Source organism: Streptomyces sp. MP131-18 (assembly GCF_001984575.1).
In the GTDB taxonomy this organism is placed as follows: domain Bacteria; phylum Actinomycetota; class Actinomycetes; order Streptomycetales; family Streptomycetaceae; genus Streptomyces; species Streptomyces johnsoniae.
This window is the reverse complement of sequence record NZ_LZNS01000001.1, coordinates 6,907,122-6,928,326: the sequence shown is the minus strand read 5'-3', so window position 1 is coordinate 6,928,326 and position 21,205 is coordinate 6,907,122. Positions and strand designations below refer to the sequence as shown.

Below are 21,205 nucleotides of genomic sequence, written 5' to 3'. Positions count from 1 at the left end.
CTGGCGCGCTCTGGCGCGCGCGGCGAGGCGGGGCTACGGTTCGGCCGGTGGAGACGATGCCTGCGGGACGGCTTGACGTGGCGGCGGGACGGTTCACCGTCGAGGAGGTTCCGGTGCCGGAGCCGGGACCGGGCGAGGTGCTGATCGAGGTGCGGGCGGCGGGGGTGTGCCTCTCGGACGCGCACCTGATCGACGGCTCGCTGCGGCCGCTGTACCTGGCGGGCGAGAAGGTGACGCTCGGGCACGAGGTGGCGGGCGTGGTGCACGCGGCCGGCCCGCGGCTCGTGGGCGACTGGGCGCCCGGGCGGCGGGTCCTGCTGGCGGCCGGGCAGAGCTGCGGGGTGTGCCCCTCGTGCGTGCGCCGCAGGCCGTGCCCGCGGGTGCTGACCCGCGGCGTGGACTACGACGGCGGGTGGGCGCGGTACGCGCTGGCCCGCGAGGACACGCTGGTGCCGATTCCGGACGGGCTGCCGTTCGAGCAGGCGGCGATCATCCCCGACGCGGTCTCCACGCCCTATGCGGCCGTCGTGGGAACGGCGGGGGTGCGGCCGGCACAGTCGGTGGGGATCTGGGGCGCGGGCGGCCTGGGGGCGCACGCCGTGCGCCTGGCGCGGCTGGCGGGCGCGGTGCCGGTCATCGCCGTGGACCCGCTGCCCGTGGCCAGGGAACGGGCGCTGGCCTTCGGCGCGGACGCCGCCCTCGACCCGGCGGCGCCCGATCTCACCGCGGCGGTGCTGCGCGCGACGGGCGGCGCGGGCCTCGACGTCGCGCTCGACTTCGCGGGCGTGCCCGCGGTGCGCGAGCAGGCCGCGGCGGTGCTCGGCGCGGCCGGTGTGCTGGTGCTGGTGGGGCTGACACACGAACCGTTGACGATCACGCAGGGCACGCGGTTCAGCTACCTGGGCAACCAGGTGCGCGGCCACTACGGTTCAGGACCAGGGCACATCGAGGAGCTGATCCGGCTGGCCACGACGGGCCGCCTGGACCTGGGGCCCTCGGTCAGCGGCCTGGTGCCGCTGACCGAGGCGCCACATGCGGTGGAACGGCTGACGAGCGGCGCGGACCGGCCGGTACGCCTGGTGCTCGTGCCGTGAACGGTCAGGCGTTCCTCGTCGGGAAGAACTTCACGCTGCCTGCCCCCTCGCTCTCGAATCCGGCGCCGGACTGGATGTCCCGCGGCAACTCGTAGGTGCAGGCGCCGTCCGCGTACAGGCGGGCGGTGAACACCGTCGCGTTGAAGCCGCCCACGGCGGGCTCCTCCGGGTCGGCCAGCGGGTAGCACAGGTACGGCTCGGGGAGGTCGACGACGTTCTCGTTGCCGCCGAGGGTGTGGTACCTGAACTCCCCGGTCTGTGCCTGGGCGGTGACGGCCGGTCCGGTGACGGCGATGAGGGCGGCGGCGGCCAGGGTGCCCGCGGCGTGTCGAATGCGCATGATGTCCTCTCGGCTTGGCAATGGCCCTGCGTGGCGGCGCCGCTGCGGGGCAGCGCCGTGATCGGGGCCAATGAACACCGCCCGTGCTACCCGGTGCAATCGCCCGCATGCACTGCGTACTTCCTTCGTGTGATCCTCATCCCACGGGCGAGTGGCCGACGAGGCGGCGGTGTGTGGCAGAATCACCCACAAGGTCACGAGTGACAGCGCTGATGGACCCCGGTCCGCTGTCCGGCAACCCTCCTGCCGTGGTGGGGTGCTCCGGGTGATGACCGGGCCGCGGACAGCAAGGTCCGTGGCAAGCGCGGATCTTGGAGTTTTTCGCCATGACCACTCTGTCCTGCGGCACGCTGCCCGGAAACACACACGCCCCCACCGGCCCCGCGCTGTCCGTGCTGAGCGACGGGGTGCGCGTGCCGCTCGCCGCCGGCGGCGAAGTGGAGTACGCGGCCCTCGACTACGCGGCCAGCGCCCCCGCCCTGCGCTCGGTGTGGGCGGACGTCGCGGAGTTCGCGCCGCTGTACGGCAGCGTGCACCGCGGCGCCGGGTACCTTTCGCAGCGCGCCACGGAGTTGTTCGAACGCAGCCGGGAGACGGTGGCCTCGTTCCTCGGCTGCCGCCCGGACGACCGGGTGGTGTTCACCCGGTCCACCACCGACTCGCTGAACCTGCTGGCCACCGCGCTGCCCGCGGGCACGCACGTCTTCGTCTTCGAGACCGAGCACCACGCGGCGCTGCTGCCGTGGCGCCGCCACCACGTCACGCACCTGCCCGCGCCCCGTTCCCACGCGGCGGCCGTACGCGCCGCGGAGTCGGCCCTCGCGAAGGCGCCCGCGGGCGCGCCGAAGCTGCTGTGCGTCACCGGGGCCTCCAACGTCACCGGTGAACTGTGGCCGGTGCGCGAACTGGCCGCGGCCGCGCACCGGAACGGCGCCCGCATCGTGCTCGACGCGGCGCAGCTGGTGCCGCACCGGGCGGTGGACGTGTCGGACCTGGACGTCGACTGGGTGGCGTTCTCGGGCCACAAGCTGTACGCCCCGTTCGGCTCGGGCGTGCTGGCCGGCCGCGCGGACTGGCTGGACACGGCCGAGCCGTACCTGGCGGGCGGCGGCGCGACGCGCGTGGTGACGCGCGGCGCGGACGGCCGGCTGGCGGCGGAGTGGTCGGCGGGCGAGGCCAGGCACGAGGCGGGCTCGCCGAACGTGATCGGGGCCTACGCCATCGCCGCCGCGTGCCGGGCACTGTCGGCGGCCGGGTACGGGGCGCTGACCGAGCACGAGGAGCGGCTGCTCGGGGTGCTGCGGGACGGTCTCGCGGCGGTGCCCGCGGTCCGGGAGCTGTCGCTGTTCGGCCCGGACGCGCCGCGGATCGCGGTGGTGTCGTTCACGGTGGCGGGCCGGGACAGCGCGGAGTTCGCGCGGGAGCTGTCGGAGCGCTACGGGATCGGGGTGCGCTCGGGACTGTTCTGCGCGCAGCCGCTGGTGCGCCGGCTGCTGGGCGAGGCGGATACGGACGGCGACTGCGAAGGGCCCGTGCAGGCGATCCGGGCCAGCTTCGGCGCCGGCACCCCGGCCGAGCACGTGCACCGCCTGGTCCGCGCGGTGCGGGAGCTGGCGGGCTGAGGACGCGGGCGGCGCGGCCCCGGCCGGGAACGGCCACGGACCCGCTCACGTCGTAACGGGTCGTGTCACGACGTGTGTTCGAGAAAGCGCAGCACCGCGAGGACCCGACGGTGGCCCGGCTCGGTGGGGGGCAGCCCCAGCTTGAGGAAGATGTGGGCGACGTGCTTCTCGACCGCGCGTTCCGAGACGACGAACGACGCGGCAATGGACTGGTTCGTCCTCCCCTCCGCCATCATCGCCAGCACCTCGCGCTCGCGTGGCGTCAGCGCGTCGAGCGCGTTGGCCCCCCGGGCCGCGCCGAAGAGACGGCCCACGACGTCGGGGTCGAGGGCGGTGCCGCCTGCCGCCACCCGGCGCAGGGAGTCGGTGAACTCGGCGATGTCCATCACCCGCTCCTTCAGCAGGTAGCCGACCCCCGCCGCGCCGTCGCCGATCAGTTCGGCGGCGTACCTGGTCTCGATGTACTGGGAGAAGATCAGCGTCCCGGTGCCCGGGTGGTCCCTGCGGATGGCGACGGCCGCCCGCAGTCCCTCGTCCGAGTGGCCGGGCGGCAGCCGGATGTCGACGACGGCGGCATCCGGCCGGTGTTCCGCGACGGCGGCGAGCAGCGCCTCCGCGTCCCCGACGGCGGCTGCGACTTCGATGCCCCGCAGGCCAAGGAGTTGGACGAGGCCCTCCCTCAGGATGGCGGAGTCCTCGGCGATCACGATGCGCATGTGCTTCCGTTCGCTGATGCGGTTGTCTTCCGGCCTGCCTGGCCCCGGCCCGCTCAGCCCGCGCGCCGACGGGCGGGCAGTTCGACGGTGACGGTGGTCGGCCCACCGGGCGGGCTGGTACAGGCGAGTGTGCCGTCCACCGTACGGACCCGGGCCAGCAGTCCGGTGAGCCCGCTGCCCGCTCCGGGCGTCGCCCCGCCGGCCCCGTCGTCCCACACGGTCAGCACCAGGGTGCCGCCCCGCACCCGGACGTCCACCCGGACGCGGGTGGCGCGGCTGTGCTTGGCCGCATTGGCGAGCAATTCGGCGGCGCAGAAGTAGGCGATGGACTCGACGGCGGGGGCCGGCCGGAACGGCAGGGCGGTCGTCAGCTCGGTGGGCAGGGGCCCGTCGGTGACGAGCGTGGCGAGCGCGGTGTCCAGGCCCTGGTCGAGTACCGGTGGGTGGATGCCTCTGACCAGGCCCCGTAGATCGGACACGGCCGCCGAGGCGTTGGTCCGGGCCGTCTCGATCACGGCCAGGACCTGTTTCGGGTCCGCGCCGGCCTCGATCAGCTCCCGGATCGTGGCGAGGTGCACCCCTAGTCCCACCAGCCGGGCCTGCGTGCCGTCGTGCAGGTCGCGTTCGATACGGCGCAGGGTGGCAGCGGCGTCGTCGACCGCCTGGGCACGGGTCTCCTCCAGCGTCCTGATGCGGCGGTCCCGGTCGTCGGTGACGCCGGGGCCGAGGAGCGCGTGTTGCAGCAGCACGTGTGGAGTGGTGGCGACCCGCAACAGCCATGGCGCCGCCAGCAGCAGCAGGGCACCTACCGCCATGGGCACCAGCCAGCGGGGCCAGGTGTCGAGTTGCACCCCCGCCACCTCGATCGCGACGTGGTCGATGCTCCCGTCGGAGCGGCGGACCGTGTGGTTGTTCCAGTGCCGGACCACCGGGTGGGCGAACAGCAGGAGCCCGTACACGTATCCGACCAGCGCCGCACACGCCGGCAGCAGCGCGGCGAACGGCGCGGTGAGCGCATAACCCACGGCACGCCAGCCATTGCGCTGGGTCAGCCGCGCCCTCCGCCACCCCAGGGCACCCCGCCGCGAGGGCTCGTTCCCCACCGGGATGTCGGCCGGACGGTCGATCCGTTGACCGAGGAGTGCCCCGGTCAGGGCCCGCTGGACGTCGCCCAGGGCGAGCGCGCCACGGACGGTGAGCGCCATCAGCCACAGGCCGAACGTCGTCCAGGACAGCACCCCCGCAACGAGAAGTCCGGCGAGCACCAGCACCAGCACCAGGAGCGCGAGGGGCAGCGCGCACACGGCACACAGCAGGGCGGCGAGTGCCCGTGGGGTGAAGGGCGAGGCCAGGCGCGGGCGGCCCGGGCGAAGCCAGTCCCCGGTCCGGCGCTGGTGCACTCGCCGCTGGATCCGCCTCACAGTTGGTTCACGACGGGCCACGCCAGTGCGCCGCCGATCGCGACGGTCAGCAACGCCCTGACGAGGGTTCGGCCCGGGGCATGGTCCGTACCCAGCAGCGCGGTGAGGAGCCGGCTCTGGGAGGTGGTCAGCCCCCGGCCTATCCAGGGCATCACCAGCAGGAACGTCACCCCACCGGGAATGGCATGCGTCAGCCAGGCACCGGCGAGCGTCGGCCCGCCCCAGTCCGTCTCCGGGCGGGCGTCCGGCCGCAGCGGATAGCCCAGGTTCATCGGCACCAACCACCAGCCGTAGACGGTGACCAGCGCGGCGACCAGGTTCAGCGGCAGCGACAGCACCGCGTGCGCCAGCCCTCGCACCCGCCCGGCGCGCTCGGGCGCGGCGACCTCGACGCCGAGCAGCACTCGGGCCAGGCCCCGTTGCACCCGGCCGGCCGGCCCCCCGGCCAGGGCCAACGGCACGCAGAGCGCGCCCACGGGCAGGGCGAGCAGCAGGTAGGCGACGCGCTTCCAGGTCTCGGCGAGGAACGGCCGGCGCAGGACGGTCAGCGTGCGGGCGGTGGCGGTGCGGCTCTCGGTCATGCGTCCAGCCTGACGCGGCGCGGGCGCGGAGATCCATCGTGCGACCACGGAGATCCGGGGTTCGGTTTCCCCCACCCAGCCCTATTGCCAAAGCTGGTGATCGGGCAGCACACCGGCCGACCCGGCCCGCCGGAACCGCACTCGAACGGCTGCATCCGCTTCGCGCAGCCGCACCGCCCGCCGCGGTCAGGCGGAGAGGACCGCCGCCAGGCGGGCCAGTGCCCAGGTCAGCTCCTCCCGGGTGATCGTCAGCGGCGGGGCGAGGCGGATCGTCGAGCCGTGGGTGTCCTTCACCAGCACCCCCTCGGCCATCAGCCGTTCGCTGATCTCCCGTCCGGTGCCGATCGCCGGGTCGATGTCGACACCGGCCCACAGGCCGCGGCTGCGGTGGCCGACGACCCCGCGGCCCGCCAGGGCGGCAAGGCCGGCGTCGAGCACCTCGCCGAGCTCCGCGGCCCGCCGCTGGTATTCGCCGGTGCGCAGCAGATCGAGCACGGCGGAGCCGACGGCCGCGGCCAGCGGGTTGCCGCCGAACGTGGAGCCGTGCTGCCCTGGGCCCAGCACGCCGAGCACCTCACGGCGGGCCACCACGGCCGAGACCGGCACGATCCCGCCGCCCAGGGCCTTGCCGAGCAGCAGCACGTCCGGCAGCACGCGCTCGTGCTCGACGGCCAGGGTGGTACCGGTGCGGCCCAGGCCCGACTGGATCTCGTCGGCGATGAACAGCGCGTTCGCGCGGCGTGTCAGGTCCCGCACCCCCGCGAGGTAGCCGTCGTCCGGGATGACGACGCCCGCCTCGCCCTGGATGGGCTCGATCAGCACGGCCGCGGTGGTCTCGTCCACCGCCGCCTCCAGGGCCGGCAGGTCGTTGTAGGGAACGACGCGGAAGCCGGGGGCGAACGGGCCGAAGCCCTCCCGGGCGACCTCGTCGGTGGAGAAGCCGACGATGGTCGTGGTGCGGCCGTGGAAATTGTCCGCGGCCACCACGATCGTCGCCCGGTCCCGGGCCACACCCTTGACCTCGTACGCCCACTTGCGGGCGACCTTGACCGCGCTCTCCACGGCCTCGGCGCCGGTGTTCATGGGCAGCGTCATGTCCAGGCCGGTCAGCTCCGCGAGCCCTTCGGCGAAGCCGGCGAGCCGGTCGTTGTGGAAGGCCCTGGAGGTAAGGGTGAGCTGGTCGAGCTGGCGGTGCGCCGCCTCGATCAGCGCCGGGTGGCGGTGGCCGAAGTTCAGCGCGGAGTACCCGGCGAGCATGTCCAGGTAGCGCCGCCCCTCCACGTCGCTGACCCACACTCCTTCGGCGCGGGCGACGACCACCGGCAGCGGGTGGTAGTTGTGCGCGAGGGCGGTGTCCTCGGCGCGGATCAGCTCGGCCGAGGAGCGGGTGGCGGCGTGGGCGGTCGGTGCGGTCATGACCTGATCTCCTGGGTGCAGCACTTGATGCCTCCGCCGGCCTTGCGCAGCTCGGAAAGCTCGACGGGGACGGGAACGTATCCGCGGCGGTCCAGCTCGGCGATCAGGCCGGACGCCTCGGGGGCGATGAACACGTGACGGCCGTCGGAGACGGAGTTGAGGCCGAAGGCCATGGCGTCGGCCCCGGTGGCGATGACGGCGTCGGGGAACAGCCGCCGGAGCACCGCGCGGCTGCCCGGGGAGAACGCCTCCGGGTAGTACGCGACGTTCTCCTCGTCCAGCGCGAACAGCGCCGTGTCCAGGTGGTAGAACAGCGGGTCGGTCAGGCGCAGGCCGACCGTCGGCACGCCGAACAGCTCCTGCGCCTCCGCGTGCGCGGCGATGGCCGTGCGGAAGCCGGTGCCGGCCAGGATCAGGCCGCCGACGGGCACGAGGTCGCCCTCGCCCTCGCAGACGGCCTGGGGCTCGTGGACGTCGAAGCCGGCGTTCTTGAACCACAGCTCGTAGGCCGCGCTCTCCGGCTGCCGCTGCGCGGCGTGGAACCGGGAGCCGAGGACGCGGCCGTCCAGGACGAGCGCCGCGTTTGCCGCGAAGACCATGTCGGGCAGTCCCGGCACCGGCGCGACCGTCTCCACGGTGTGGCCGTGGTCGCGGTAGGCCCGCAGGAGGCCGTGCCACTGGGTGAGGGCCAGGGCGGTGTCCACGGGCGCGTCCTCGCGCATCCAGGGATTGATGGCATACCGCACGTCGAAGAACCGGGGTTCGCAGGTCAGGTAGCGCCTGGGGCGCCGAACGCGCGTGACTGGCATGTCTTCCACGGTAGGAACGCCGCAGGCGGGCGACAAGAAACCACGATTGCGTATACGCGCAGCAGTGTTGCGTCCTTGGGCCGCTCAGCGGCGGTTCGTTTCGTCGGCGGGGGTGGCCGGGCTCGCGCCGGCCTCCGGGCTGCCGGACAGCAGGTGGGAGAGCACGATGTAGCTGATCGTCTTGTCGATGAACGGCTCCGCCCGGATGCGTTCGAGCACCTCCTCGAAGTGCCCGATGTCCTCGGCCCTGATGTGCAGCAGGGCGTCGGCGCCGCCGGTCACCGTCATCGCGGCGGTGATCTCGGGATAGTCGCGGACCACCTCCGCCAGCCGCCGCGGGGGCGTCGCGCTGTGGCAGTAGACCTCCACGTACGCCTCGGTCCGCCAGCCGAGTGCCGTCGGCGAGACCATCGTGGTGAAGCCGGTGATCACCTCCGCGTCCCGCATGCGGTCCACCCGCCGTTTCACGGCCGGGGCGGACAGCCCGATGGCCGCCCCGATCTCGGCGAAGCTGGTGCGGGCGTTGGCCACGAGGGCGGCGACGATCTTGCGGTCCAGATCGTCCAGCGACGCGGGGTGACTTGTCATGGTTGATAGCCCTTTGTTCGGCCGGTGGGCGGTACGGATAGTCTGCCTGTCATGGTGAATACCCCGGTCGGCGCCGGTGCGGCGCCCGTGCGACGGGCGGCGGCCCCGGCATGCCGCTGAGCGTGCGGGAGCTGGTGGCGCGCCGCGAGTTCCGGCTGACCGTGGTCGCGGGCGAGGCCGGGCTCGACCGGCCGATCACCTGGGTGCACGCCAGTGAGGTGCCCGATCCGACCCCCTGGCTCGAGGCGGGCTCGCTCGTGCTGACCACCGGCGTCGGCCACGAGGACCCCGCCTCGGTCGCGGCGATGGCCAGGCGGCTGGCGGCCACCGGCGCGGCCGGCATCGGCATCGCCGTCGACCTGGTGTACCGGACCGTGCCGCCCGAGGTGGCGGCGGTCGGCGAGGAGACCGGGCTGCCGGTGCTCGTGGTGCCCTACGCGACGCCGTTCGTGGCGATCTCCCAGGCGGTGGCCAGCCGCGTCGCGGGCGAGGAACGGGCCGCGCTGGAACGTGCCCTGCTGGTGCACCGGCGCCTGACCGAGGCGGCCCTCGCGCATGGCGCGGCGCCCGGCGCGGTCCGCGTGCTGGCCCGGGAGTACGGCGGCTGGGCGGCCGTGGTCGACGCCTCGGGCGCGGTCCTGCACGCCGCCCCGGAGACCGCGGCGGCCGAGGCGGCCGGGGCCGCCGCGGAGGCGGGCGGCCTGCGCGGCCGGGAGGGGCAGTCGCTCTCGTTCGTCGATGCGCGCGGCCACCTGGTGGGGCACGCACTGGGCGCGGGGGCGGCCCGCGGGATACTGCTGATCTGGCGGCACACCGCGTTCACAGGACCCGAGCACAGCGTCGTCGCCGCGGCGGCCTCGCTCGTGACGTACGAGTTCGAGCAGCGCCGCGCCGCCACGGCCCAGGCCAGGCGGTCCAGTACGGACGCGGTGCGCCAGGCCCTGCGCGAGGGCGCGGACCCGGCCGCGGCGCGGCGGCTGCTGTCGGCCTGGGGCCTGGACCCCGCGGCGGTCACCGTGCTGGTGGCCCGCGCCGCCCGCTGGCCGGGCGACGCGCACGACGTGCTCGCCGACCAGGACCTGCCCGTGCTCGCCGCCGCGGGCACCGACGGCGAGACCGTGCTCCTGACCTCAGAGCCCGAACGGGTGCTCGCCCTGCTGGAGGACCGCACCGCCGGCGTGGGCGCCAGCGGCCGGGTCGGCGCGGGCGAGCTGGCCGAGGGCCTGCGCCAGGCCCGGCAGGCCCTGGTCATCGGGCTGCGCGAGGGCCGCCAGGTCACCTCGGTGGGCGATCTGGGGGTGATCGAGCTGCTGCTCGCCTCGGCCGAACGTTCCGTGCCGGACGCCCTGGTGCGGCGGCTCATCGACCCACTGCGGCGCGCCGAGACCGAGCGCGGCATCCCGCTGGTCGCGACGGTCCGCGCGTTCCTCGACAACAACGGTTCGGTGGCCAGGGCCTCCGCCGAGCTGGGCGTGCACCGGCACACGCTGCACTTCCGGCTCGGCGTGGTGGGCGACGTGCTGGACGCGGACCTGGACTCCTCCTACGTCCGCCTTGAGCTGGCCCTCGCGCTCCAGGCTCACGCGCTGCGCGGGGACGCCGCCGCTCCCTGAGCGGCCGGCGCCGGGGCCGGCTCCCCGGCGGCGGGCAGTTCGGGCAGGTCCTCGAAGTCGAGGTCTCCCGTCCCCGGGTCGGGGCGGGTGGCGAGGCTGACGCCGACGAAGGCGACCAGGCAGGCGAGCATGCCGTAGGCCACCGGCTCGTTCGCGTACAGGCCGGACACCATCATGAACAGCACGCAGGCCGCTGTCCCGGCCAGGACCCCGGCGATGGCGCCCGCGGTCGTGGACCGCTTCCAGAACATCGCGCCCACCACGGGCACCAGCAGGGCCGCCGCCAGCACGTCGGCGGCGACGGTGACCGCGCCGACGACGGAGTCCAGCGCGAAGGAGAACGCCAGGGCGACGAGACCGACGGCGAACAGGGCGATCCTGTTGGCCCGTACGCTCGCCAGGCGGGCACCGCCCAGCGGGCGCAGCACGTCGTTGGTCAGCACGGTGGAGGCGCCGATCAGCAGGCCGCTGGCCGTGGACATCGAGGCGGCGAGCGCGGCGGCGATGACGAGGCCGAACAGGCCGACGGGCAGCACGAGCGAGGCGACGGAGGCGTAGGCGTCGTCCGGGTTGTCGAGGTTGGGCAGCAGGGCGCGGCTGGCCGCGCCGATGAGGGCCCCGGCGAGCCCGTACAGCGCGCAGTAGCCGCCGGAGGCCACGGCGCCCCAGCGGGCCACGCGCTCGGAGCGCGCGGTCAGCAGGCGCTGCCAGTTCCCCTGATCGATCATGAACCCGAAGAAGAACAGCAGGAAGTAGGCGCCGATGGTGCCGATTCCGATGCCGGTGGGCGAGAAGAAGTCGTCCGGCAGCTCCTCGCGCATTGTGCCGAAGCCGCCCGCCTCGTGGACGGCCAGGGGCAGCAGGAGGCAGAAGATGCCCACGGTCTTGACGAGGAACTGCACGACGTCCGTGAGCGTGATCGACCACATGCCGCCGGCGACGCTGTAAATCATGATCGTCGCCCAGCCGATGAACGCGGCCGTGGTCGGCGTGACGTCGAAGACCACGGTCAGGACGCTGCCGATGCCGATGATCTGGCCGACGCCGACCATCAGGGTGTAGAAGACGACGATGGCGGAGCTCATGACGCGGGAGGAGCCGCCGAAGCGACGGCCGAGCGCGTCCGGCACGGTGTAGACGCCGCTGCGGAACAGCTTGCCCGCGAAGAAGAAGCCGATCGCGGCGATGCCGAGGGCCAGGGCGAGCACCAGCGCCATGCCGGAGACGCCGTACTGCCAGCCGAGGCTGACCCCGCCGACCGTCGAGGCGGCACCGAGGACGACCGTGCTCATGGCCGAGGTGTACATGAACGGCCCGAGCCGGCGCCCCGCGATCGCGAAGTCCTCCGAGGTGCGGCTGCGGCGCATGCCGTAGTAGCCGGCGAGGATCATGACCGCCAGGTACAGCAGGATGACGAGTTTGTCTGCCATATCAGGATTCCTCGGCATTCGAGCCGGTCACGCCACCGTGCACCACGAAGTGGGCCACGAGATAGGCGGCGAGGTTGGCGGTCTGGTCGTGCAGGTCGGTGAGCGGGTTGACCTCGGTCAACACCATGGCATCCACGTGCGGCGCCAGCCGCTGGACGAGCGAGATGGCCTGGAACGACGTCAGCCCGCCGGGCTCGTGCGCGCCCGCGCCCGGGGCGTGCGCCGGATCGATGCAGTCGATGTCGAACGCGAGCAGCACCCGGTCGGCGCCGGAGACGTGCGCGATCACGTCGTCGGCGACCGGGTCGGCGCCGCGCCGGTGGATCTCGGCGGCGGGGATGTTGCGCAGCCCGCGGTCGGCGCGGTAGGCGAGCGAGGAGGGGAAGTTGAAGTGGCGCGAGGCCAGCTGCACGCTGGCGGAGACGTCGACGGCCGGCAGTTCCGAGGCGCGGCGCATGCCGGAGCTGTGGCTGTGCGCGCCCTGCTGCTCGCTGCGGTCGAGCAGGTCGAGGTGGGCGTCGAGGTGGATGACCGCGACGCTGCCCGCGCCCGACTCGGCAAGACCGCGGGCGGCCGGGAAGAGCAAGGAGTCGTCGCCGCCGAGGAGGACCGGAAGCCGTCCGCCGGCGAGCGTGTCGCGGACGCCGTCGGCTGCGGCGCCGAGGGTGGCCTCCAGGTCGTGGGCCACGGTGTGCACGTCGCCGCCGTCGGTCAGCAGGTCCTCGGGGAACGGGTGCAGCGCCGCGTGGTCGAGGCAGTAGATCTGTCCGTTCTCGCGGCGCTGGAGTATCCAGCTCATCGCCTGCCGGATGCGCGCCGGGGCGTAGCGGCTGCCCGGCCAGCCCAGCGTGGCGGCGCCGTCGAACGGGGCCCCGAGCAGGGTGTAGCGGCGATCGGTTCCGGTGGTGGACATGTGGCTCCTGTGAACGGCGAGTGGGCTGGCGCACATCGTGCGGGCGGCGGGGCGGTCCACCTATCGCCCGGATGTCGAACGCGGACGGGCGCGGCTGGCCCGGTGGGCCAGCGGGGCGCGCCCGGCCGGGAAAACCGCAGGGTGACGCCGGTGCCGACGCATGCTCACCGGCCCGTCGGCCCACGTTGGCTTCTGGTTACTTCCGCGTTTCCACGAGGTGGCGCGACCGGACAACTAAACCGGTTCAGCGAATTTAGGTCCGTACCATTGACGCGAACATGGCGCACCCTTACGGTCCTCGCACCGGCCCGCGCGCAGGCCCCCCACCGACACCGTCGTCCGACTGGAGGGTCGCTCATGCGACGACTTCGCCCCCCGTTCCCCCCACGCCCCGCGCGCCGCGCCCCGCGGCTGCGCACCGCCCTGGCCGTGACCGCGCTGCTCGCGGCGGTGCCGGTGACGGCCGCGCCCGCCGCGGCGGGCGCCGCGCCCCAGGCCCGCCCGGCGTTCGCCCCCGCGACCCCGGGGGACGTGCTGGCCTTCCTCGACCGCATCGGCGGCAGCGCGACCGTCACCGGCCAGCACAACAAGGAGCCCAACTCCTGGCCCTCGCAGTACACCGCGCAGGTCCACGAGACCACCGGCCGCTACCCCGGCCTGTGGGGCGGCGACTTCCTCTTCGCGCAGGCCGACGTCGAGAACCGGCAGACGATGACCGACCAGGCCGTGACCGAGTGGACCAACGGCTCGCTCACGACGCTCACCTGGCACGTCTGCCCCCCGACCCGCGGCTCGTCCTGCGGCTGGGACGCCGGAACCGGCGTCATGGACCGCCTGTCCGACGCCCAGTGGCAGGAGCTGATCACCGAGGGCACCGCGCTGAACCGGGCGTGGCTGGCCCGGCTCGACGAGGCGGTGCCCTACCTGCGGCAGCTCGCGGACGCCGGGGTCCCGGTACTGTTCCGCCCGCTGCACGAGATGAACGAGGCGTGGGCCTGGTGGGGCGGCAGGCCGGGCCCGGACGGCAGCAGCGCGCTCTACCGCATCACGCACGACCACCTGGCGGGCACCCGGGCGCTGGACAACCTGATCTGGGTGTGGAACGTCAAGGACGTCCAGGGCGGCGCGGGGCAGGTCGCCGAATACTACCCGGGCGACGCCTACGTGGACGTCGTCAGCCTCGACGCCTGGATGAACCACTTCCCGCCCACCGCCTACTACGACGCGCTGCGCGGCCTCGCCGGTGACAAGCCGCTCGCGCTCGCCGAGGTGGGCCGTATCCCCGGCCCCGCCGAGCTGGCGGCGCAGCCGGAGTGGACCTACTTCATGGTGTGGTCCGAACATCTGAGGGACCCCGCTTTCAACACCCCGGAACGCATCCGTGCGACGTATGAGGACGAGCGCAGCCTGAGCCAGGGCCAGTTCGGCCTCGACGGCTGACGGCCTCGACGGCTGACATCCGCAAGAGCATCCCGGGCGGCGCCCGCCCGGCGGCATCGGCGGGCGCCGCGGCGGGAACCCTTCCCACGGGCCGCGGCGAGCACGGGCGGCCGGTGCGCGGGAGGAGGGTCGTTCCTGGTGACGCCGCACGGCGAGCACGCCCCGCGGGCCGCGGCCCCCGCCGGGCGGCCCACGATTCTGACGGTGGCCGAGCGGGCGGGCGTGGGCAGGACCACCGTGTCGCGCGTGCTGAACGGGTCCCCGCGGGTCAGCGAGGCGGCCAGGGCCGCGGTCCTCGCGGCTATCGCCGAGCTGGACTTCGTGCCCAACTCGGTGGCCCGCAGCCTCGTCACCAGCCGGGCGGACGCCATCGCCCTGGTGGTGTCCGAGCCCGGGCACCGGCCGGGCGGCGAGCCGTACTTCTCCGAGCTGGTCCGCGGCGTCAGCGACGGCCTCGCCGGGACACCGCTCCAGCTGCTGGTGTTCCTGGTGCGCGACCGGGCCGAACGGGAGCGGCTGCGCGAGCTCCTGACGGCCCGGCGGGTCGACGGCGTGGTGCTGGTCCCGGTGGCCGGGAACGATCCGCTGCCCGGCCTGCTCGAACGCCTCGGCCTGCCCGTCGCGCTGGCCGGGCGGCGCTCCGCCCGCGAACCGCTGCCCCACGTGCACGCCGACGACGCGGGCGGTGCCGCCGAGGCGGTGCGGCACCTGCTCGCGCGGGGCCGCACGGCGATCGGCACGATCACAGGCCCTCAGGACCTGGACGTGGCCGCGGCCCGTCTCGGCGGCTGGCGGGCGGCCCTGCGCGCCGCCGGGCGCTCGGCGGACGACTCGCTGGTCGCCGCCGCCGACTTCACCGAGGCGGGCGGGCGGCTCGCCACGCGCGCCCTGCTGGCGCGGCACCCGGACCTGGACGCGGTGTTCGCCGCCACGGACGTGATGGCGGCGGGCGCGCTGGCGGAGTTGCGCCGCCAGGGGCTGCGGGTGCCGGACGATGTCGCGCTCGTCGGCTTCGGCGACCTGATCGTCGCCCGCCACACCGAGCCTCCGCTGACCACGGTGCGCCGGCCGCTGGCCGCGGTGGGCCGCGCGGTCACGGAACTGCTGCTCGCGGAGATGGCCGCCCGCGGCAGCACCCGGCGCCGCGCCCCGCTGCCGACCTCCCTGGTCGTCCGCGCCTCGACGTGAACGCTCCGGTACGTGTCCCGGGGCGCGGTTCGCCTGAAAGGATGCCCGGAAGGCCGCCGGAGGTGGCGGCCGGCCCTCACCGGAGGAGTTCTCGTGGTCCGCGATCTGTATGGCGTGCGCGAAGTACCCGGGCCGCAGGACCCCGTTCCGCTGACGGAGGAGGAGGAACGGCGGTGCCGCGCCGCGTTCCTCGTCCACATCGGCGAACAGGTCGCGCGCCAGGGGTGGGCCACGTTCCCCGCTTACACGCCGGCCGAACGGGCGCGGCTGCTTGCCGTCGGCCGCGAGCTGGGCGAACGGTGGGGCCGCACGGTTCACGTGACGGCAGTGGACATCTGCTCGATGCGTTTCACCCTGGCCGACGGCATCGAGCCGGAGAACGGGCACTGAGCGCTGCGGCCGGGGCCGTTCAGGGGCCGCCCGCGCCCAGCGTCTCCGCCGCCACGCGCAGGTCGGCGACCAGCCCTCCGTAGACCGCGTCGCGGTCCTCGCCGGCCCGCAGCACCGCGGACGGGTGGATCGTCGCCACCAGCACACCTTCACCGCCGGGAAGTTCCAGCGGCAGCGGAACGCCGCGTTCCTTCGTCACGCGGAAGGACGAACCGCGCAAAGCCTTGCCCGCCGAGGCGCCGAGCGCCACGACGACCTCGGGGCCGACCTCGCGCAGTTCCGCGCGCAGCCACGGCTTGCAGGCCGTCAACTCCCGCAGGCTGGGCGGCTTGTGGATGCGCCGCTTGCCGGAGCCTGCGCGCGCGAACTTGAAGTGCTTGACGGCGTTGGTGACGTAGGTCTGGTCCGGGTCGAGCCCGGCCTCCTCGACCGCGCGCGTCAGCAGCCGCCCGGCGGGTCCGACGAACGGCTCCCCGCGCCGGTCCTCCTGATCGCCCGGCTCCTCGCCCACCAGCATCACCCGGGCCCGCGGGGCACCCGCCCCGAAGACCGTCCGCGTGGCGTCCGCGTGCAGCGGGCAGCCCTCGCAGCCTGCGGCGGCCCGCCGCAGGGCGGGCAGTCCCGCCTCGCCGTCCGGGAGGTAGGGCCCGGCGTCGTAGGCGTCCGGCCCGCTCCGCTCGCGCGGTGGCCGCCGTTCCGTTCCACGGCTCGTTCGCTGCGCCATGCGCGGCGAGTACCCGCCGCCGCGCGTCCTATCCGGGCATCGGCGCGTCCACGGCGCGGCGGAACGCGGCGGAGTAGGCGACCCAGCCGAAGACCCGCTCGACCAGGACGAGCGTGGACTCGTGGTGCTCCCGCCCCTGCGGCTCGCCGGTGCAGTCGGCCAGCACCACCGGCCGGTAGTCGAGGAACATCGCGTCCCTGACCGTCGACTCCACGCAGACGCTCGTGGTGCAGCCGGTGACGATCAGCGTGTCGACGCCGAGCCCGCGCAGCGTCGCGTCCAAGCCGGTGCCGTGGAAGCCGCTGAACCGGGTCTTCCCGATGACGAGGTCGCCGTCCCGGGGCGTCAGTTCGGCCAGAATCCGGGTGTTCCAGGTGCCGCGCACCAGGATGCGGCCGGTGCTGCCGTCGGGCGCGGCGGTCTCCTGTCCGACGTGGGTGGCGTGCACCAGCCAGTTCTTCGAGTCCCGCGGGCCCATGTCGGACAGGTCGGGCGCATAGCCGTGCTTGAGGTAGATGACGCGGATGCCCGCCCGGCGGGCGGCGTCCAGCGCCGCGGCGGTGGGCGCGACGGCGGCCCGCACCACCGAGATGTCCCCTCCCCCGGCGTGCACTCCGCCGCCCTCGGCCCCGAAGTCGTTCTGCATGTCGACCACCACGACCGCCATCCGCTGCGGGTCCGCTGTGAGCGGCCCCGGCCGTGCCTCGATGATCATGTCCGCCCCTCTCGCCGAACTGCACAGCATGTGCACTTCCTGGAAAGTACACAGCATGCGCAGTTGTGTGCAAGGCTGAGCGCCATGAGCCGCCCCATCCGCACACCGCGGAACGCCAGGAGCCGACGCACCCGCGCGGCGCTGCTGACGGCCGCGAGGAGCCTGCTGGAGGAGCAGGGGCTCGAAGCGCTGACGATGGCCGAGGTCGCCGAACGCGTCGGGATCTCCCGGCGCGGCGCCTACCTCCACTTCGCGTCCCGCACCGAGCTGATGGCCGCGCTGTTCGACCATGTGGCGGACGAGGAAGGGCTGCACGCCTCGATGGAACAGGTCTGGGCCGCCCCGGACGCGGAGGCCGCGATGGCGGAGTGGGCCGCACACCTCGCGCGCTATCACCCCCGGGTCCTGGCCGTCGACCGGGCCATCAGGCGAGTCGGACGGCGGGACCCCGACGCCGCCCGGCACATGGAGCGAGCCGCCGCTTCCCAACTCGCCCACTGCACGCGGCTCGCCGAGTGGCTGGCCCGGGAGCGGCGGCTCGCGCCGCCGTGGACTCCCGAGACGGCACGGGACATGCTGATGTCGCTGATCTCCTCCGACATGGTGGAGACCCTGCTCACCGAACGCCGGTGGACGGCCGAGACGTTCGGCGAAGGGCTGGCCCTCCTGCTGCACCGGACGTTCGTCCGCACCCCGGCCTAGTGGAAGCTAGTGGAAGCTCACGCTGTAGGAGCCGTCGGACGGCACCTGTCCGGATAACGCCGTCGGGGTGGGTGAGGGAGACGGCTCCGCCGTCACCTCCGCCTGCTGGGACGGCGCCGGTGCGGGACCGCCGCCCTCCTCGTCGCCCGGGGCCGAGAACGCCCCGCCGATGAACGCCGCGACCACCGCCGCGCTCCCGCCAATGAATGCCGCGCCCAGCGCCGTTACCACGCCCGACGAGCGCTTCTCGCCATCCCCCGCCACGTTCCACCCCCTCGCCCTCCCGGCCATGACGACGACGTTACTGCCCCCACGCCCCTCCACACCATGCCTTTGCGTCTCATGTGGAGAAAATGTGATGGCACGCCGACCGGGCCGACGCCGGACAGCCGCGGCCGACCGTGCCTACGGTGGGCCCGAGCCATGCCGACGGTCCGCGATCCTTCGAGGAGCAATCCGAATGAACGACACCAACGAGTACGACGTCATCGTCATCGGCGCCGGGCCCACCGGCGAGAACGTGGCCGACCGGACCAGCGCCGCCGGCCTGTCCACCGCCATCGTCGAGGCGCACCTGGTCGGCGGCGAATGCTCCTACTGGGCGTGCATTCCCAGCAAGGCACTGCTGCGCCCGTCGGCGGCGCTCGGCGCGGCCCGCGCGGTCGGCGGCGCCAAGGAGGCGGTGCGCGGGCCCCTCGACGTGGCGGCGGTCCTGGCCAGGCGCGACGCCTTCGTGTCCGACTGGCACGACGACGGCCAGGTGTCCTGGCTGGAATCGGCCGGCATCGACCTGATCCGCGGCCACGGGCGCCTGGACGGGCCGCGCCGGGTCACGGTCGAGGCATCCGACGGCAGCGTGCGGCAGTTGACGGCCCGGCACGCCGTCGCCGTGGCGCCCGGCAGCGCGGCGAAGCTCCCCGGCCTCCCGGGCGTCGCGGAGGCCAGGCCGTGGACCAGCCGGGAGGCGACCGCCGCCAAGGAGGCGCCGGGCCGGCTGGCCGTCGTCGGCGGCGGCGTGGTCGGCGCGGAGATGGCGGCCGCCTGGGCGGCGCTCGGGTCCGAGGTCACGCTGCTGATGCGCGGGGACCGGGTGCTGCCGCGGATGGAGCCGTTCGCCGGGGAGTTGGTCGCGGAAGGTCTTGCGGAACGGGGAGTGACGATCCGTTCCGGCACGTCCGTCACGGCCCTCGCCCGGCCCGGCGGCTCTGGCCCGGTGACGGTGTCGCTGGACGACGGCGGGCGGATCGAGGCCGACGAGGTGCTGTTCGCCACCGGCCGCAGGCCGCTGACGGACGATCTGGGCCTCGGGTCCGTCGGCCTGGAGCCCGGCTCGTGGCTGGAGGTGGACGACGCGCTGCGGGTGCGGGGCGTGCCGGACGGCTGGCTGTACTGCGTGGGCGACGCGAACGGACGGGCGCTGCTGACGCACCAGGGCAAGTACCAGGCCCGCGTCGCGGGAGCCGTGATCGCCGCCCGCGCCACGGGCGAGCCGGTCGACGGCACGGCGTGGGGACCGCACGCGGCGACGGCCGACGCGGCCGCCGTGACCCAGGTGGTGTTCACCGAGCCCGAGGTGGCGTCGGTCGGGCTGACCGCGGCCGAGGCGGAGCGCGCGGGGCGCCGCACCCGCGTGGTGGATTACGAACTGGGGAACGTGGCGGGCGCGTCCCTGTTCGCCGACGGCTACCGGGGCCGCGCCCGGATGGTGGTCGACCTGGACCGGGGGCATCTGCTCGGCGTCACCTTCGCCGGGCCGCAGGCGGGCGAACTGCTGCACGCGGCAACGATCGCCGTCGCGGGCGAAGTGCCGGTGGACCGCCTGTGGCACGCGGTCCCGGCGTTCCCCACGGTCAGCGAGGTGTGGCTCCGGCTGCTCGAAACGTTCCGGGGCTGATCCCGGCGGCGGCCCGCGCCGCCTCCCAGGCGGCGGGCCCGCCCGCGACCGGCCAGGCGCGGGTCCTGCCGCGCTCGCGCGGCACCGCCGCGCACGCCGCGGCGAGGTGCGCCGGCCGTTCGCGCCGGCGCCCGTCGTCGAGGCCGAGTGCCAGGACCAGGCAGGGCGGGTCGGCGCCCTCGGCCAGGGCGGCGACAGCGCGGTCGTGGCCGTCGAGCAGCAGGTGGCCGTCGAGGCCGCTGACCCACCACAGCAGCACCGGCGCGAGCGTCCCCTCCCGCGCGTGCTTGCGATACGCCTTGACCCGGCCCTCGTCCGGGCCGCCCAACGGGCGCAGCGGAACGATGCCGTGCCAGCCGTCGAACCAGTCGAGTTGGGCGGCCGGCCAGTCCGTGACGAGGTCGCCGCGCCAGCAGTAGGGCGGCAGCCCGGCCCCGTCGAGCAGCCAGCGGCCCGCGTGCAGCGGTCCGTTCCCCGCCGCGGCCAGCCGGGTGCGGAACACGTGCGCCCAGTCGGGCTTCCGTCGCATCACGGCCGCCCGCACCGGCGGCAGCGGCGAGACGTAGCCGGGGCAACGGAACAGCGACACGCCGTAGTTGTGCGGATCGACGCGGCCGAACAGCAGGGGCCTCGGGCCCTGGCGCACCAGCAGCCTGCCGCCGTCCGCGGTCTCGATCCGCAGACCCGGCCGGCCTGACGCGTCCCATCGGAGCATGCGCCCAGCGTAGGCCGGTACCCTCGGCGGGCGATCGGGCACGGAAAGGGAGGTCGGCGCATGGGCGAGGACAGGCGGCGCACGCCGATGACGGACGCGGAGATCGAGGCGGCGAGCGTCGGGGAGCCCTCGCGGGTCGACGGCCGCGTCGGCATCGCCGACTACGACCCGGCGTGGCCGACGGTGTACGAGCGGGAAGCCGCGCTGGTCGGGCAGCGGCTGAACGGGCTGGTGCGGCGCCTGGAGCACGTCGGGTCGACCTCGGTGCCCGGGCTCCCCGCCAAGCCGGTCATCGACATGCTGCTGCTCGTACCCGACCCCGCCGGCGAGGCCGCCTACGTGCCCCCGCTCACGGCCGTCGGCTACCGGCTGGCCGTGCGGGAGCCGGAGTGGTACGAGCACCGCGTCCTGCGCAAGCAGGACCCGGCGCCCGCCGCCGGGGCGGTCAACCTGCATGTGCTGCCCGAGGCTTGTGCGGAGGCCGGCCGGATGCTGCGCTTCCGCGACCGGCTGCGGGCACACGCGGGGGACCGCGAGCTGTACGCCGCGACCAAACGGCACCTCGCGCAGCGCGAGTGGACGTACATGCAGCACTATGCGGACGCCAAGTCCGAGGTGGTGGAGGCCATTCTCGCGCGGACCGGCGACGGGACGCCCTGACCGCGCGTTGCTACTGAGGCCGGCCCCCTTCTTCCCCTCCCCCCGCCTGACCACGGACCGTCTCGTCCTACGGCCGTGGACGCCCGATGAGGTCCGCGCCGAGGCGGAGACGGCGAACGCGGCGTCCCTCCGCATCCTGAAAAAATCCGGCCTCCACCCCGAACCCCCCAAAGGCCCGACCACCCGCTTCACCACCCACCCGCCGGCCTGCTGACGGCCCATCAAGAAAAAGAA

22 protein-coding genes and 1 riboswitch are annotated in these 21,205 nt (G+C 74.3%); of the genes, 9 read left to right on the top strand and 13 right to left on the bottom strand.

The window, feature by feature from the left end; all coding sequences use genetic code 11:
• Positions 1 to 47: 47 nt before the first annotated feature.
• Positions 48 to 1,094, top strand: coding sequence for a zinc-binding dehydrogenase (locus STBA_RS31045; protein ID WP_077062362.1), 1,047 nt, complete (start codon positions 48 to 50; stop codon positions 1,092 to 1,094).
• Between the two features lie 4 nt (positions 1,095 to 1,098).
• Here the strand turns inward: STBA_RS31045 and STBA_RS31040 are convergent, their stop codons facing one another.
• Positions 1,099 to 1,434 (bottom strand): hypothetical protein, encoded by a 336-nt coding sequence (locus STBA_RS31040; protein WP_077062361.1) that lies wholly within the window; start codon positions 1,432 to 1,434, stop codon positions 1,099 to 1,101.
• Between the two features lie 192 nt (positions 1,435 to 1,626).
• Positions 1,627 to 1,745, top strand: a riboswitch (SAM riboswitch).
• Between the two features lie 15 nt (positions 1,746 to 1,760).
• Between STBA_RS31040 and STBA_RS31035 the strand changes: the two genes are divergently transcribed.
• A complete protein-coding gene (locus STBA_RS31035) occupies positions 1,761 to 3,056 on the top strand; it encodes an aminotransferase class V-fold PLP-dependent enzyme (RefSeq protein WP_077062360.1) in 1,296 nt (431 codons plus the stop codon).
• A gap of 65 nt (positions 3,057 to 3,121) precedes the next feature.
• On the opposite strand, the gene STBA_RS31030 is transcribed toward STBA_RS31035, so the two are convergent.
• The 6 genes from STBA_RS31030 to STBA_RS31005 all read right to left on the bottom strand — a co-directional run bounded on the left by STBA_RS31030 (position 3,122) and on the right by STBA_RS31005 (position 8,587).
• Positions 3,122 to 3,772 (bottom strand): response regulator transcription factor, encoded by a 651-nt coding sequence (locus STBA_RS31030; RefSeq protein ID WP_077062359.1) that lies wholly within the window; start codon positions 3,770 to 3,772, stop codon positions 3,122 to 3,124.
• Positions 3,773 to 3,825: 53 nt separating this feature from the next.
• Positions 3,826 to 5,172, bottom strand: a complete 1,347-nt coding sequence (locus STBA_RS31025; RefSeq protein ID WP_079252249.1) for a sensor domain-containing protein — start codon at positions 5,170 to 5,172, stop codon at positions 3,826 to 3,828.
• Between the two features lie 17 nt (positions 5,173 to 5,189).
• Positions 5,190 to 5,774, bottom strand: coding sequence for a hypothetical protein (locus STBA_RS39115; RefSeq protein ID WP_077062358.1), 585 nt, complete (start codon positions 5,772 to 5,774; stop codon positions 5,190 to 5,192).
• A gap of 186 nt (positions 5,775 to 5,960) precedes the next feature.
• The gene (gene rocD / locus STBA_RS31015; protein ID WP_077062357.1) at positions 5,961 to 7,190 is read right to left on the bottom strand and encodes an ornithine--oxo-acid transaminase; all 1,230 of its coding nucleotides are present in this window, start codon (positions 7,188 to 7,190) and stop codon (positions 5,961 to 5,963) included.
• A complete protein-coding gene (gene ddaH / locus STBA_RS31010; RefSeq protein ID WP_077062356.1) occupies positions 7,187 to 7,999 on the bottom strand; it encodes a dimethylargininase in 813 nt (270 codons plus the stop codon). Before ddaH ends, rocD begins: the two co-directional genes overlap by 4 nt.
• 84 nt (positions 8,000 to 8,083) lie before the next feature.
• Complete coding sequence (locus STBA_RS31005; RefSeq protein ID WP_077062355.1) at positions 8,084 to 8,587, bottom strand: Lrp/AsnC family transcriptional regulator; 504 nt, start codon at positions 8,585 to 8,587, stop codon at positions 8,084 to 8,086.
• A gap of 110 nt (positions 8,588 to 8,697) precedes the next feature.
• On the opposite strand from STBA_RS31005, the gene STBA_RS31000 reads away from it, so the two are divergent.
• Positions 8,698 to 10,200: a PucR family transcriptional regulator gene (locus STBA_RS31000; protein WP_077062354.1), complete on the top strand. Its 1,503-nt coding sequence runs from the start codon at positions 8,698 to 8,700 to the stop codon at positions 10,198 to 10,200.
• Here the strand turns inward: STBA_RS31000 and STBA_RS30995 are convergent.
• The gene (locus STBA_RS30995; protein ID WP_077062353.1) at positions 10,167 to 11,630 is read right to left on the bottom strand and encodes a hypothetical protein; all 1,464 of its coding nucleotides are present in this window, start codon (positions 11,628 to 11,630) and stop codon (positions 10,167 to 10,169) included. The two genes, STBA_RS31000 and STBA_RS30995, sit on opposite strands and share 34 nt — an antisense overlap.
• Before the next feature lies 1 nt (position 11,631).
• Positions 11,632 to 12,543 (bottom strand): arginase family protein, encoded by a 912-nt coding sequence (locus STBA_RS30990; RefSeq protein WP_077062352.1) that lies wholly within the window; start codon positions 12,541 to 12,543, stop codon positions 11,632 to 11,634.
• 357 nt (positions 12,544 to 12,900) lie between these two features.
• Here STBA_RS30990 and STBA_RS30985 point away from each other — a divergent pair, with 357 nt between their 5' ends.
• The 3 genes from STBA_RS30985 to STBA_RS30975 all read left to right on the top strand — a co-directional run bounded on the left by STBA_RS30985 (position 12,901) and on the right by STBA_RS30975 (position 15,561).
• Positions 12,901 to 13,983, top strand: a complete 1,083-nt coding sequence (locus STBA_RS30985) for a glycosyl hydrolase (protein WP_079252248.1) — start codon at positions 12,901 to 12,903, stop codon at positions 13,981 to 13,983.
• A 138-nt stretch (positions 13,984 to 14,121) separates the two neighbouring features.
• Entirely contained in the window at positions 14,122 to 15,171 is a 1,050-nt protein-coding gene (locus tag STBA_RS30980; protein ID WP_077062351.1) for a LacI family DNA-binding transcriptional regulator, read from the top strand.
• A 93-nt stretch (positions 15,172 to 15,264) separates the two neighbouring features.
• Positions 15,265 to 15,561, top strand: coding sequence for a hypothetical protein (locus STBA_RS30975; RefSeq protein ID WP_077062350.1), 297 nt, complete (start codon positions 15,265 to 15,267; stop codon positions 15,559 to 15,561).
• 19 nt (positions 15,562 to 15,580) lie between these two features.
• On the opposite strand, the gene STBA_RS30970 is transcribed toward STBA_RS30975, so the two are convergent.
• Complete coding sequence (locus STBA_RS30970; RefSeq protein WP_077062349.1) at positions 15,581 to 16,285, bottom strand: UdgX family uracil-DNA binding protein; 705 nt, start codon at positions 16,283 to 16,285, stop codon at positions 15,581 to 15,583.
• Positions 16,286 to 16,313: 28 nt separating this feature from the next.
• On the bottom strand, positions 16,314 to 17,000 hold the full coding sequence (locus STBA_RS30965; RefSeq protein ID WP_107485290.1) for a cysteine hydrolase: 687 nt from the start codon (positions 16,998 to 17,000) through the stop codon (positions 16,314 to 16,316).
• Positions 17,001 to 17,084: 84 nt separating this feature from the next.
• Here STBA_RS30965 and STBA_RS30960 point away from each other — a divergent pair, with 84 nt between their 5' ends.
• Positions 17,085 to 17,702, top strand: a complete 618-nt coding sequence (locus tag STBA_RS30960) for a TetR/AcrR family transcriptional regulator (RefSeq protein ID WP_077062348.1) — start codon at positions 17,085 to 17,087, stop codon at positions 17,700 to 17,702.
• Positions 17,703 to 17,708: 6 nt separating this feature from the next.
• Here the strand turns inward: STBA_RS30960 and STBA_RS30955 are convergent, their stop codons facing one another.
• Complete coding sequence (locus STBA_RS30955) at positions 17,709 to 17,993, bottom strand: hypothetical protein (RefSeq protein WP_143659591.1); 285 nt, start codon at positions 17,991 to 17,993, stop codon at positions 17,709 to 17,711.
• 169 nt (positions 17,994 to 18,162) lie between these two features.
• Between STBA_RS30955 and STBA_RS30950 the strand changes: the two genes are divergently transcribed.
• On the top strand, positions 18,163 to 19,596 hold the full coding sequence (locus tag STBA_RS30950; RefSeq protein ID WP_077062346.1) for an NAD(P)/FAD-dependent oxidoreductase: 1,434 nt from the start codon (positions 18,163 to 18,165) through the stop codon (positions 19,594 to 19,596).
• On the opposite strand, the gene STBA_RS39110 is transcribed toward STBA_RS30950, so the two are convergent.
• On the bottom strand, positions 19,553 to 20,311 hold the full coding sequence (locus STBA_RS39110) for a hypothetical protein (RefSeq protein ID WP_253195128.1): 759 nt from the start codon (positions 20,309 to 20,311) through the stop codon (positions 19,553 to 19,555). The genes STBA_RS30950 and STBA_RS39110 overlap by 44 nt on opposite strands.
• Before the next feature lie 60 nt (positions 20,312 to 20,371).
• On the opposite strand from STBA_RS39110, the gene STBA_RS30940 reads away from it, so the two are divergent.
• A complete protein-coding gene (locus STBA_RS30940) occupies positions 20,372 to 20,971 on the top strand; it encodes a GrpB family protein (protein ID WP_253195126.1) in 600 nt (199 codons plus the stop codon).
• Positions 20,972 to 21,205: the final 234 nt, after the last annotated feature.

Bases quoted from the DNA above. Each gene is read 5' to 3' on its own strand.
- STBA_RS31040 (WP_077062361.1), bottom strand. From the start codon at position 1,434: ATGCGCATTCGACACGCCGCGGGCACCCTGGCCGCCGCCGCCCTCATC.
- STBA_RS31035 (WP_077062360.1), top strand. From the start codon at position 1,761: ATGACCACTCTGTCCTGCGGCACGCTGCCCGGAAACACACACGCCCCC.
- STBA_RS31030 (WP_077062359.1), bottom strand. From the start codon at position 3,772: ATGCGCATCGTGATCGCCGAGGACTCCGCCATCCTGAGGGAGGGCCTC.
- STBA_RS39115 (WP_077062358.1), bottom strand. From the start codon at position 5,774: ATGACCGAGAGCCGCACCGCCACCGCCCGCACGCTGACCGTCCTGCGC.
- rocD (WP_077062357.1), bottom strand. From the start codon at position 7,190: ATGACCGCACCGACCGCCCACGCCGCCACCCGCTCCTCGGCCGAGCTG.
- ddaH (WP_077062356.1), bottom strand. From the start codon at position 7,999: ATGCCAGTCACGCGCGTTCGGCGCCCCAGGCGCTACCTGACCTGCGAA.
- STBA_RS31005 (WP_077062355.1), bottom strand. From the start codon at position 8,587: ATGACAAGTCACCCCGCGTCGCTGGACGATCTGGACCGCAAGATCGTC.
- STBA_RS31000 (WP_077062354.1), top strand. From the start codon at position 8,698: ATGCCGCTGAGCGTGCGGGAGCTGGTGGCGCGCCGCGAGTTCCGGCTG.
- STBA_RS30995 (WP_077062353.1), bottom strand. From the start codon at position 11,630: ATGGCAGACAAACTCGTCATCCTGCTGTACCTGGCGGTCATGATCCTC.
- STBA_RS30990 (WP_077062352.1), bottom strand. From the start codon at position 12,543: ATGTCCACCACCGGAACCGATCGCCGCTACACCCTGCTCGGGGCCCCG.
- STBA_RS30985 (WP_079252248.1), top strand. From the start codon at position 12,901: ATGCGACGACTTCGCCCCCCGTTCCCCCCACGCCCCGCGCGCCGCGCC.
- STBA_RS30970 (WP_077062349.1), bottom strand. From the start codon at position 16,285: ATGGCGCAGCGAACGAGCCGTGGAACGGAACGGCGGCCACCGCGCGAG.
- STBA_RS30965 (WP_107485290.1), bottom strand. From the start codon at position 17,000: ATGATCATCGAGGCACGGCCGGGGCCGCTCACAGCGGACCCGCAGCGG.
- STBA_RS30960 (WP_077062348.1), top strand. From the start codon at position 17,085: ATGAGCCGCCCCATCCGCACACCGCGGAACGCCAGGAGCCGACGCACC.
- STBA_RS30955 (WP_143659591.1), bottom strand. From the start codon at position 17,993: ATGGCCGGGAGGGCGAGGGGGTGGAACGTGGCGGGGGATGGCGAGAAG.
- STBA_RS30950 (WP_077062346.1), top strand. From the start codon at position 18,163: ATGAACGACACCAACGAGTACGACGTCATCGTCATCGGCGCCGGGCCC.
- STBA_RS39110 (WP_253195128.1), bottom strand. From the start codon at position 20,311: ATGCTCCGATGGGACGCGTCAGGCCGGCCGGGTCTGCGGATCGAGACC.
- STBA_RS30940 (WP_253195126.1), top strand. From the start codon at position 20,372: ATGGGCGAGGACAGGCGGCGCACGCCGATGACGGACGCGGAGATCGAG.